We start from the raw sequence: 11575 nt of genomic DNA, 5'->3' as shown, positions 1-11575 counted from the left end.
TTTACCTTTCTAGCATCGTGAGCGATGGGTGTTGCGCGCCTTTGATAGCGCCGGTGCGCTCCAAAGCCGGCGGCGTCGCAGGCCCGCCGGATGACTCGGCCCGCAACGCCTCGACCAGCTCGTTCACGGTGATGCCGCCGAGCATGCGAGCCACCGGAACCGAGTTGCCCACCGTCCGGCGCAGCCGTTTACGTAGGTCGAGTGCCAGCAACGAGTCCACGCCGAGGTCGACGAGCGAGGCGCTGGGGTCAATCGACAGCGAGTCACCCAGGTGCAGCGTCGCGGCCAATTCGGCGTGGACCACGTCCGCGAGTGGCGTCGCAATGCACACACCTTGCGCTGCAGCGCCATCGTCGGTGGGTGAAGCGGTGAACGGCATCGGCATTCCCTGGCTTTCGAAGAACACCCGAAGCCGCCCGAAGTCGGCGTCGAAAATCAGCGGATCACCGTCGTAGCGGTACAGGCCGGCATCGATCGCCCGCTGCGGCTCCATTGCGACCAGACCGGAGCGCTCGGTGCGGGTGATCTCGTTGCCCACCACGACCCCGGCGTCCCGCCACAGGCCCCAGCGGATCGCCGAGCAATCGCGGCCGGCGGCGCGCAACTGCGCGGCCAACACGTCGAGCATGCGGTTGGATGCCGCGTAGGCCGCGTGGTGGTGTCCGCCCCACACCCCGAATACCGACGAGCAGGCCAGGATCCGGCAGTCCGGCCGCAGCGGCCACACGTCGGCCAGCAATGCCAGTCCGCGGACTTTGGCCGCGCACACCGCCGCCACGTCCGCACCGCTGAGATCCGAACGCGAACGGGCCCGTGCGATGCCCGCGGTGTGGACCAGCAGTGACGCGCCCGGCCCCCCACATTCGGCGGCGACGGTGGCCAGTGCGTCGCGATCGGTGATATCGCATTGGGGAGCAATAACTTTGGCGTCATGCTGGCCGATCAGCTCGCGCAGCACCGCCGGATCAACACCGCTGCGGCTCAGCAGGGTAATAGTCCGGGCGCCGCGTTGCAGGCAATACCGCGCGTACCGCAGGCCGATGGCACCGCTGCCGCCGGTGATCACCACGTTGTCCAGCGTCGCGGCGTCGAGTGGGCGGCGGGTCGCCGGTTGGCGGCAGGCACGGAACGTCCGGACGTGGCGCCGCGGCGGTTCGGCACCCCGCACCGCGACCTCGGCCGCCTCGCCCAACAGCACGTCGATGACGACTCGTGCCGTTGCGGCGTCGACATCGCGGTGTTCGAGGTCCAGATGCCCGAACGCCTGGTCCGGGAATTCGAAGCCGACGCTGCGATGCATGGCCGCCAGCGCGGCCTGCGCGGGAGACACGGCGGAGTCATCGCGGTCGACGTGTTCGGCAGCGGCGGTGAGCAACCAGACCGCCCGGCATCGGGGCCCGATGAGCGCGGGGTAATCGGGCAGGCCCGCGTCGGGGAGGGTGGCGATCCGCTCGATCGCCGAGCTGGGGTCGAGTGAATCGAGTTCCGGGGCGGCGACTACGACGACTTCCGCCTCGCCCACCGGCGCGGCCCGGCAGTTGCCATGTGCGGCAACGGCGTCGAGGAGCCGTTGCGTCAGGGCGCCCGCACCGACGACGGCGACCTCAAGCGTGCGTGCGCTGGGTGCGACCGGCGCCGTGGCCGGCTGCCAGTCTTCGACGGCCACGGTGAGCGGCCGGGGCGCTTCGGTCACCGGTCGCGGCGCCGCCCACAGGTGCACCGCACGCATCGGTGCGTTGGGGAAGCCGCGCAGCGCCGGCCGGTCGACCGCCGGGACCGCGTCGGCCCACCGGCAGCCGGGGTCGGCGGTCGCGAGGGCGGCGATGCTCGTCGACAGCGAATCGGTGATGGGTAGGTCCCGGTGACCCGAGCCGACGATGACGGCCGACTCGTCGTCGACGATGCCGCCGAGCGGGTAGAGCAAGGAGGGGTGCGCCGAGAGCTCGACGAACGCGTCGGCCCCGCAGCTGCGGGCATACTGCACGGCGAGATCGAATCGCACGGTGCCGCAGAGGTTTTCGTACCAATAACCGGAGAAGTCGGTTGCCTCCCCCAATTCGGTGCCGAGTGTGGATCCGATGAACCGCACCGGGGCATCCCGGAATGTCGACTTCGGTGTCAGCTCGGCCAGGCTCGCCCGCAACGGTCGCAGTGCACTGGTGTGCCCGGGATAGTCGACGGACAGCTGCTGGCTGAAGATGCCGCGACTTTGGGCCAGCGCCACCGCGGCGGCCACCGCGTCGCGGTCACCGGCGACCACGGTCGACGACGGCCCGTTGACCGCCGACACTTCCAGCCAGCCCGGCGTTTCCGCGAGCACCGACTCGGCGACGTCGAGACCGGTGCCCAGCACCGCCATCGCGTAGTGGCCGGTCAGCTGGTCGACCACGGTGGCGCGGGCAACCACCAAGGCGACCGCATCGGGCAGCGATATCGCTTCCGCCACATAGGCCGCCGCCACCTCGCCGAGGCTGTGGCCGATGGTGATGTCGGGCAGCACCCCGTAGGACCGCCATGCCTCGGCCAGGCTCACCGCGTGGGTGAACTGCGCGCCCTGGATCTCGGGGCGCGACCAATTGCGCTCTTCGTCGTCCACCAGATACGGCAGCGGGGAGGCAAATCCGGCGGCGCCGAACGCTCGCGCGCATCGGTCGGCGGCCTCGCGGTAGGCCGGCAGCCGCTGGTAGGCGCCGGCTCCCATCCCCTGCCATTGATTGCCCTGACCGGGGAACACGAACGCCACGCGCGGCGGTGTCGTCTTCGCGGAGTAGGAAACCAGCTCGTGCTCCTCGCCGCCGGCGATCGCGGACAGTCCCGCGACGAGCTCGGCGCTGTCTGCCGCCCGCACCACCGCACGGTGCCGTCGCATCCGTCGCAACCGCAGCAGGGTGGAGGCGACCGCGGCGGTCGGATCCGCCGCGTCCCGGACGCGGCCAAGGTAATCGGCGATCGCGGCGGCGTCGCGGCGGATCAGCTCGGGGTCGTGGGCGCTGAGCGGCACCGGGATACGCCCGTCCGGAAGGGCTTGGGTGAGCATCATGCGACCTCGGGGACGGAGACGATCAGATGGGCGTTGGTGCCGGCGATCCCGAACGCGGACGCCGCGGCGGTGCGCTGCCCGTCAATGGCGGGCCACTGTGTCAAGGTTTGAGCCAGCCGCAAACCTTGCTTGTCCCAATCGATTTCGGGGCTGGCGTCGGCCGCGTGCAGGGTCGGTGGGACGGCGCCGTGCTCGGCGGAGACCAACACCTTGGCCAGGCCCAGCGCGCCGGCGGCTGCCAGCGAGTGGCCGAGGTTGGATTTGACCGAGCCCAGCAATGCTCCGGCGCCGGGCTCGGTGTCGCCGTAGGTCTGGGCCAGCGAGCGCAACTCGGTTCGGTCGCCCAGGCGGGTGCCCGTACCGTGCCCCTCGATCATCCCGACCTCGCCGGGCTTGATCCCGGCCTGGCTGATGGCCCGCTGGAACAGCCGGACCTGAGCGTCGCCGCTGGGGGCGCTCAGCCCGGCGCTGCGCCCGTCCTGGTTCATGGCGGTGGCCCGCACCTCGGCGACGATCTGCCGGCCGGCGCGCAGCGCGGCCGATTTGCGTTGCAGCACAAACATCGCCGCTCCCTCGGCCCAGACGGTTCCACTGGCGTGCGCGCTGTAGGGGCGGCAGTATCCGTCGTCGGAGAGCGCGTGTTGTTTGGAGAACTCGACGAAAAAGCCCGGTGAGCCCAGCACGTTGACCCCACCAGCGATGGCCAGATCGCAGTCGTCGTTCTGTAGCGCGCGCGCCGCGACGTGGAAGGCAACCAAGGCGGACGCGCAGGAGGAGTCCAAAGTCAGTGCCGGCCCGGCCAATCCCAGCGTGTAGGCGATGCGACCCGAGATCACGCTGAGCGCGGTCCCGGCGAGCAGATGGCCGCTGTGTTCGGAGAACTGCGCCATTTCGGGTCCATAACCGGTGGCCGAGGCGCCGACGAAGCAGCCCACATCGTGGCCTGCCAGGTCGTCGGGATTGATGCCGCTGTTCTCACACGCCCGCCAGGCCACTCGAAGCGCCACCCGCTGCTGCGGGTCCATCACGACGGCCTCGCGGGGCGAGATGCCGAAGAACTCCGGATCGAATGTGGTTGCCCCGGTGAGGAAACCACCACGGTCATGAATCTCTTTGAAACCGTTGTGGCGCGAGCCGGCGAGCAGTTCGGCCACCGCCCACCCGCGGTCGGTGGGAAACGGACCCAGCGCCTCACGGCCGTGTGCCAGCAGATCCCAGTAAGCCTCGGCGGTTTCGATGCCGCCGGGAGCCTCCACGCCCATTCCCACGATCACCACCGGATCGGCGTGCTCGGCGTCGCGGCACCCGCCAAACCCCTCGTCAGAGATCGGTATCACCCGTCATTCACCTGCGCGGCGATCGCATCGACATGGTCGTAGACGTAGAAGTGCCCGCCGTCGTACAACGACAAGGCGAAGGATCCGCCGGTATGCCTTTCCCACTGCCGCAGCACACCGGTGGCGATGCGGTGGTCGCCATGGCCGCCCAGCACGTGAATGTCGGCGCCGATGCGAACATCTGGGCTGGGGTCATAGCCATTGAAGGCCTGGTAATCGGCGCGCACCGCGGTGGTCAGCAGTTCGGAGAACTCCTCGTCGGCAAGCAGTTCGGGGTCGGTCCCCCCCAGATCGGCGATATCGGCCAGCAGCCCGTCGTCACTGGTCGGCAGTTCGGGCATGTCGGCGACGACGCACGGCGGCGGACCCGCGGACACCCACAGCTTTTGCACGGCCGTGCCGTGCGCCTCGGCGACGCGGGCGAACTCGAAGGCGACGACGGCGCCCATGCTGTGCCCGAACAACTTCAGCGGCGCGACCCCGGACCAGGGTGCCGCTTGGAAGAGGCTCGCGGCCAAGTCGTGCACGCTGTCGTGGCCGGGTTCGCTGAGGCGGTCGGCCCGTTGCGGGTACTGAACGATGTAGGTGTCGCCGCCCGCGGCCAGCGCGACCGCCAGCACCCGATAGCTTGCGGCGGCCGCGCCGGCGTGCGGAAACACCACGGTGGCTCCGGTGGATGACCCGCCGTTGCGGCCCGGGGTCAGTTTGATCCAGGACGGGAACGTGGCAGAAGCGTTGATCACGATATTCAAAGTCATTGGGCGGTATACGATTTCGTGGGTTGCGCCGAGGCCGCCAGAACCGATTCGGCGTCCATACCGATAACCTCCAGATAGAGCTCGGCGACCTGGTCGAGCCGGCCGGGGTCTTCTTCGCCGGCACCGAGCGCCGCGGCCAGCGTCGACACGGTTCGATTGGCGAAGATGTCGGCGACCATGATGTCGGGTGCATCCAGCCAAGCCCGAATCCTCGCCACCGCCTGGGTGGCGAGCACCGAGTCACCGCCGAGAGCGAAGAAGTCGTCGTCGACCCCGATGTTCTCCCGGCCCAGCAGTTCACCGAGGATCAGTGTCAGTGCGGATTCCAGCGGCGTCGACGGCGCCCGGTGGCCAGGCCGCTGCGATTGCGCCACGGCGGTTTCCAATTCGCGTGCGACGGCCCGGCGGTCGAGCTTTCCGGTATCGGTGAACCCGATCCGCTCCACCACCGTGATATGGCGCGGCACCATGTGTGCGGGCACGAGGTCCGCGAGACGCTGCCGGATTCGCTCGGCGGTCAGCGAGGTGCCGTCGGTGCATACCTGCGCGGCCAGCACGTCGGATTCGCCGGACACGGCGATCAGTGCGGCCACCGCCGTGCGCACCCCGGGCACCCGCCGCAGCGCGGTCTCGATCTCGCCCAGCTCGACGCGGTAACCGCTGATCTTGACCCGATGGTCGGCGCGCCCCACGAATTCGAGGGTGCCGTCCGGCCAGTAACGCACCAAATCGCCCGTGCGATACCAAATTCGGCCGTCATGCTCGACAAAGCGTTCGGCGGTGAGATCGGGCCGCCCGCGGTAGCCGCGCGCGATGCCACGGCCGGACACCCAGTATTCGCCGGGCACCCAGTCGGGACAGTCGGCGCCGGTGTCGTCGACGACGCGGCAGGCGTTGTTGGGCAGCGGGACGCCGAAGGGCAAGGCCGTCCAGCTCTCCGGTATCGCTTCGGTGACCTCGAAAATGCTGTTGTGCACCGGGGTTTCGGTCGCGCCGCCGAAGCCGGCGAAGCGCAGGTCGGGCGCTTCGGCCCGAAGGCGGCGCACCACCTCCGGCCGCACCCAGTCGCCGCCGGTGGGGACCACCCGCACCGAGGACAACCGCCCGCGGCCAACTTCGATCAGCATCTCCAGCCAGCCGGGCATGAAGTGGAGCACGGTGACCTTGTGGGTTTCGATGAGCCGGGCCCAGGCGTCGGGATCACGCCGCTGCGCCTCGTCGACCACCACGATCGACCCGCCGGTGCGCAGGGTGACGAAGACGTCCATCACCGAGATGTCGCCCTCCAGGGTCGACAAGGCCAGGCATCGATCCGCGGGGCCGATCTCGAAGTGGCGGCCGATGAATTCCACGGTGTTCATCGCCGCGTCGTGGGTGACCTCGACACCCTTGGGCTCGCCGGTGGAGCCCGAGGTGAACAACACGTAGGCGAGCGCGGCGGGATCGCTTCTCGCTGAACTAATCTCGGTGCTTGCGGAAACGTCGCGCAGGATATCGGCCAGCACCAGTTCGTGCACCGGCACGGACAGCGGTCGTCCGCCGCACACCAGGGCCAGGCTCACCGCACCGGATTCCAGGATGCGCTCCGCGCGATCGCGCGGCTGGTCGGCGCCGATCGGCAGGTAGACGGCGCCGACGGACAGGGTGCCAAGCAATGCCGGAATCTGCTCGGCCGTCTTCGGCCCCATGATCGCGATGGTGTCGCCGGCGGCCACCCCGGCGGCGCGCAGCGCCGCGGCCACCGCCAGCGCTTTGTCGCGCAGTTGTGCGTAGCTGAGGTCGCCGGTGCTCGCGAACACCGCCGGGGCATCGGGCCGCCGCTCGGCTTGCCGGAAGAACCCGTCGTGCAAGGCTTCTCCGCTGGGGGCCGCCGTGCGAGCGTTGACCGCCTCGCGCACCGCGCGCTGCGTCTCGGGCAGTGCCGGGGGGCCCGGCGCGTCCCACGCGTCATCGGCGGAGGCCAGCCGCAGCAGCTCGTCGATGTGGTAGCCGAACATGGCGTCGATGACGCCCGGGGGGAACATGCCTTCGCGCACATCCCAATTCACCAGGACGCCGCCGTCGAACTCGGTGACCTGCGCGTCGAGCAGCACCTGCGGGCCCTGGGAGATGATCCACGCCGGCGTGCCGAATCGATCGGTCACATCGCGGCCGAACAATTCGCCAAGTCCCAGCGCGCTGGTGAACACCACCGGGGCGAGCACCTGAGTGCCGCGATGACGGCTGAGGTCGCGCAGCACCGACAACCCGGGGTAGGCGGAATGGGCGGCGGCCGTGCGCATCGCGCCCTGCACGGCGTGTGCCCGCGCCGCCGCGGTGTGCGCGCCGGCCAGATCGACGTCGAGCAGCAGCGAGGAGGTGAAGTCACCGACCAGCGAGTCGACGTCGGGATGCAGGGCCTGGCGCCCGAACAGCGGGACGTTCAGCAAAAAGCGCGGAGTGGTCGACCAGCGCGCCAGGGCGTTGGCGAATCCCGCGGCCAGCGCCATGGCCGGAGTGATCCCGCGCGACTGGGCGCGGGCGAACAGCGCATCGCGGGTTTGTGGGTCCAGCCAGTGCCAGCGCCGGGTGCTCCGCTCGGAGCCGCGGCCACCCGTAAACGGCAACGCGGGCGGGTCGGGCAGCTCCGGCAGGCGCTGCGCCCACCAGTCCCGGTCGGCCTCGCGGGCCGGTTGCGGCTGCGTCTCTTCGGCCTCGATCGCTTGGCGGTACTGCCGATAGGTGTAGCTCAGCTCGGGGAGGTCACGGCCGCCGTAGAGGGCCGCCAGGTCGCCCATCAGAGTGCGATAACTCATCGCGTCGGCGGCCTGCATGTCCAGGTCCACGTGCAGCCGGGACCGCTCGGACGGCAGCAACGTCACCGCCAGTTCGAACACGGAGCCGTCGAGCTGCTGGTGTGATTTCGCGTCGCGGATGTCGGCGAGCCGCCGTTCGACCTCGTCGGTGCTGCGCTCCCGCAGGTCCTCGACCTCGACCGGGAAGGCGCCGCTCTGGTCGGCCGGGGTGATGCGCTGCGTGCCGTCGGGCAGGAACCGCACGCGCAGCATCGGATGGCGACGTGCCAGCGCCGTGGCCGCCCTGCGCAGCCGCTCCGGATCGATCGGGCCACCGTCGAATTCGACATAGAGGTGCCCGGCGACGCCACCGAGCTGCTGGTGGTCTTGGCGGCCCACCCACATCGCGTGCTGCATCGGGGCCAGGGGAAACGGCTCGTCCTCGGCCGATGGCTCGGCGCTTTCGGCCGCCTCGGCGGGAACGGTCGGCTGGTCGGCGCTTTGCCCGTCGGCGTAAACCAACCGGGTCCAGGCTTCGATGGTCGGCTGCTCGGCCAGGGTGGCGAAGTCGATGGCGATGCCCTGACGGCGCCAACGGCCGGCCAACGTCATGATCCGGAGCGAGTCCAGGCCCTGGCTGATGAGGTTGTTACCCGGCTGAACTGCATCGACGTCGACGCCGAGGAGTTCGGCCACCTCCGCCCGGATATCCTCCGAGCGTGCCGAGGCGTGCACCACACGACCCTCCCTGAATTAGCACAGGCTGCCCTAATTTTTCGGTTACCCTATCCTTACTCCCTGCGTCCCCGCTACTAGCCCCGTCAGAAGCCCCCGCCTAGAGGAGCTATGAGCTCGAACACACCGCAGCCGCCGACCGGAGTCCTCGACGGGTTCGTGCCCTTCCCCGCCGATCGGAGCGCCGCCTATCGGGCGGCCGGCTATTGGATGGGACGGGCCCTCGACACGATCCTGACCGACGCGGCCCGGCAGTGGCCCAATCGAATCGCCGTCCTCGACGCCGTGGGCGACACCGGCTTCAGTTACGCGGACTTGGATGACCAGGCCAACCGCGCGGCCAACGGACTGCGCGGCGCGGGGATCGCACCGGGCGACCGGGTGTTGCTGCAATTGCCGAACGGCTGTCAGTTCGCGGTGGCGCTGTTCGGGCTGCTGCGGGCCGGGGCGATCCCGGTGATGTGCCTACCCGGTCACCGGGCGGGCGAACTGGGGCATTTCGCCGCGGTCAGCGAGGCCACCGGACTGCTGATCACCGACACCGCAGGCGGATTCGACTACCGAACCATGGCGCAGGAGCTCGTCGAGCGGCACGGCGCGCTGGAGCACGTCTTTGTCGACGGGGAGCCGGGACCGTTCACCTCGTGGGCGCAACTGCGCGATCGGGCGGTCACCGGCGCGCCGCCGTCGACGCCCGATCCGGGATCGCCCGCCCTGCTGCTGGTTTCGGGTGGCACCACGGGCACGCCGAAGCTCATCCCCCGCACCCACGACGACTACGTCTTCAACGCGAAGGCCAGCGCCGAACTCTGTAAGCTCACCGCCGACGACGTGTACTTGGCGGTCTTGTCCGCCGGGCACAACTTCCCGCTTGCCTGTCCGGGTCTGCTCGGAGCGATGACGGTCGGCGCCACCACCGTTTTCGGCACCGATCCCAGCCCCGAAGCGGCCTTTGCCGCCATCGAACGCCACGGCGTTACGGTGACGGCCCTGGTGCCGGCGTTGGCCAAATTGTGGGCGCAAGCCTGCGACTGGGAACCGGTGACACCAAAGACACTGCGGCTCTTGCAGGTTGGCGGCGCCAAGTTGGAAGCCGAGAATGCCCGCTTGGTGCGCAAAGCGCTGACCCCGGGCCTGCAGCAGGTGTTCGGGATGGCCGAGGGGCTGCTGAACTACACCCGGCTCGACGATCCCCCGGAACTCACCGAACACACCCAGGGGCGGCCCTTGTCTGTAGCCGACGAACTGCGCGTCGTCGATGCGCAGGGCAAGCCGGTGCCCCCGGGCGAGGAAGGCGAGCTACTGGTCCGTGGACCGTACACGTTCAACGGCTACTTTCGCGCCGAGCGCGACAACGAGCGGAGCTTCGATGCGCAGGGGTTCTTCCGCAGCGGCGACGTGGTGCGGCTGCGCGACGACGGCTATCTGGTGGTGACCGGTCGGGTCAAAGACGTGATTTGCCGTGGCGGAGAGACCATTTCGGCGGCTGACCTGGAGGAGCAGCTGCACAGCCATCCGACGATCTTCTCGGCCGCGGCGGTCGCGCTGCCCGACCCCTACCTGGGCGAGAAGATCTGTGCGGCCGTGGTTTTCAACGGCGCCGAACTGTCGTTAGCGGAATTGAACGGCTACCTCGACGAGCGCGGTGTGGCCGCGCACGCCCGCCCCGACGTGTTAATACCGATGACATCACTGCCCACCACCCCGATCGGCAAGATCGACAAAAAGGCGATCGCCGACCAGGTTGCGTCGCGGCGAGCACCAACGCAGCGTTGAGTCCGCGCCCGCGATCAGCCCATCGCTGCGTAGAGGTCTGCCAGTAGCCGCGCGGTGGTGCGAAAGTCCATGCACCGATCGGTCACCGACTGGCCGTAGACCAGCTCCCCGCCGAGCGATTGGGCCCCGGCGACCAGGAAGCTTTCCAGCATCAGCCCGGCAATACCGCGCTCGCCCGCGGCTATGCGTGCGGTCACCTCGGCGGTGACCTCGGCCTGCCGCACATGGTCTTTCGCCGAGTTGGCGTGTGAGCAGTCGATCATGACCTGCCCGGAAAGCCCGGCGTTGCTCAGCCGTTCGATCGCCGTTGCCACCGCGGCGGGTTCGTAGTTGGGTCCGGTGGTGCCACCCCGCAGGATTACGTGACAGTCGGGGTTGCCCATGGTCTCGACGACGGCCGCGCGACCAAAGTTGTCGGTGCCGAAGAAATTGTGCGGCGCCGCAGCGGCTTTGACTCCGTCGATGGCGACCTGGACGTTGCCGTCGGTGCCGTTTTTGAACCCGACCGGCATCGACAGGCCCGAGGCCAACTGGCGGTGCACCTGCGACTCGGTGGTCCGGGCGCCGATCGCGCCCCACGCGACGGCGTCGGCGATGTACTGCGGACTGGTGGGCTCGAGGAACTCGCATCCCACCGGAAGGCCGACGTCGATGATGTCGAGCAGCAACCCCCGCCCGATGCGGATGCCCCGCTCGACGTCGAAGCTGCCGTCCATGTTGGGGTCGTTGATCAGTCCCTTCCACCCGACGGTGGTCCGCGGCTTTTCGAAGTAGACGCGCATCACGATCTTCAGCCGATCCGCGTACTCCGCGGCCATCGGCGCGAGCCGGCGTGCGTAATCCAGCGCGGCGACGGGATCGTGCACCGAGCACGGGCCGACCACCAGCAGCAGCCGGTCGTCACCACCGGCCAGGATCGCCGAGATCTCGTCGCGATCGCGCTGGACGGCCTGGGCGCGCCGCGCGGTCAACGGCAGTTCGGCGCGAATCACCGCCGGCGCCGACAGTTCCCGGAACGAGACGATCCGGTGGTCGGACGTATCGATGGTCGCCGTCTGGCAACTGATGATGGACATGTGGGGTGTGTGCCTTCCTGTGATGGCTCCCAGGGCACGCCCGCTGGTTCCCGATGCCCTGACAAGCGAAAAGCAGCGA

The 11575-nt window shown here is 69.3% G+C and carries 6 protein-coding genes; 1 reads left to right on the top strand and 5 read right to left on the bottom strand.

Annotated elements, in window-relative coordinates; genetic code table 11:
• Position 1: 1 nt before the first annotated feature.
• The 4 genes from mbtD to BST14_RS02260 are packed head-to-tail and all read right to left on the bottom strand — an operon-like array spanning position 2 to position 8647.
• Positions 2-3037 (bottom strand): mycobactin polyketide synthase MbtD, encoded by a 3036-nt coding sequence (gene mbtD, locus BST14_RS02275; RefSeq protein ID WP_083063029.1) that lies wholly within the window; start codon positions 3035-3037, stop codon positions 2-4.
• The gene (locus BST14_RS02270) at positions 3037-4368 is read right to left on the bottom strand and encodes a beta-ketoacyl [acyl carrier protein] synthase domain-containing protein (protein WP_438502122.1); all 1332 of its coding nucleotides are present in this window, start codon (positions 4366-4368) and stop codon (positions 3037-3039) included. The genes mbtD and BST14_RS02270 overlap by 1 nt, the downstream gene beginning before the upstream one ends.
• Before the next feature lie 5 nt (positions 4369-4373).
• Entirely contained in the window at positions 4374-5135 is a 762-nt protein-coding gene (locus BST14_RS02265; RefSeq protein WP_083062963.1) for a thioesterase II family protein, read from the bottom strand.
• Positions 5132-8647, bottom strand: a complete 3516-nt coding sequence (locus BST14_RS02260) for a non-ribosomal peptide synthetase (protein WP_083062962.1) — start codon at positions 8645-8647, stop codon at positions 5132-5134. The genes BST14_RS02265 and BST14_RS02260 overlap by 4 nt, the downstream gene beginning before the upstream one ends.
• 108 nt (positions 8648-8755) lie before the next feature.
• Here BST14_RS02260 and BST14_RS02255 point away from each other — a divergent pair, with 108 nt between their 5' ends.
• Positions 8756-10420, top strand: a complete 1665-nt coding sequence (locus BST14_RS02255) for a (2,3-dihydroxybenzoyl)adenylate synthase (protein ID WP_083062961.1) — start codon at positions 8756-8758, stop codon at positions 10418-10420.
• Between the two features lie 14 nt (positions 10421-10434).
• Here the strand turns inward: BST14_RS02255 and BST14_RS02250 are convergent, their stop codons facing one another.
• Positions 10435-11496: a 3-deoxy-7-phosphoheptulonate synthase gene (locus tag BST14_RS02250; protein ID WP_083062960.1), complete on the bottom strand. Its 1062-nt coding sequence runs from the start codon at positions 11494-11496 to the stop codon at positions 10435-10437.
• Between the last annotated feature and the right edge of the window lie 79 nt (positions 11497-11575).

Origin of the sequence: Mycobacterium arosiense ATCC BAA-1401 = DSM 45069 (genome assembly GCF_002086125.1) — a bacterium.
In the GTDB taxonomy this organism is placed as follows: domain Bacteria; phylum Actinomycetota; class Actinomycetes; order Mycobacteriales; family Mycobacteriaceae; genus Mycobacterium; species Mycobacterium arosiense.
The sequence above is the reverse complement of the archived record's forward strand: the minus strand, read 5'-3'. Positions and strand labels throughout refer to the sequence as shown.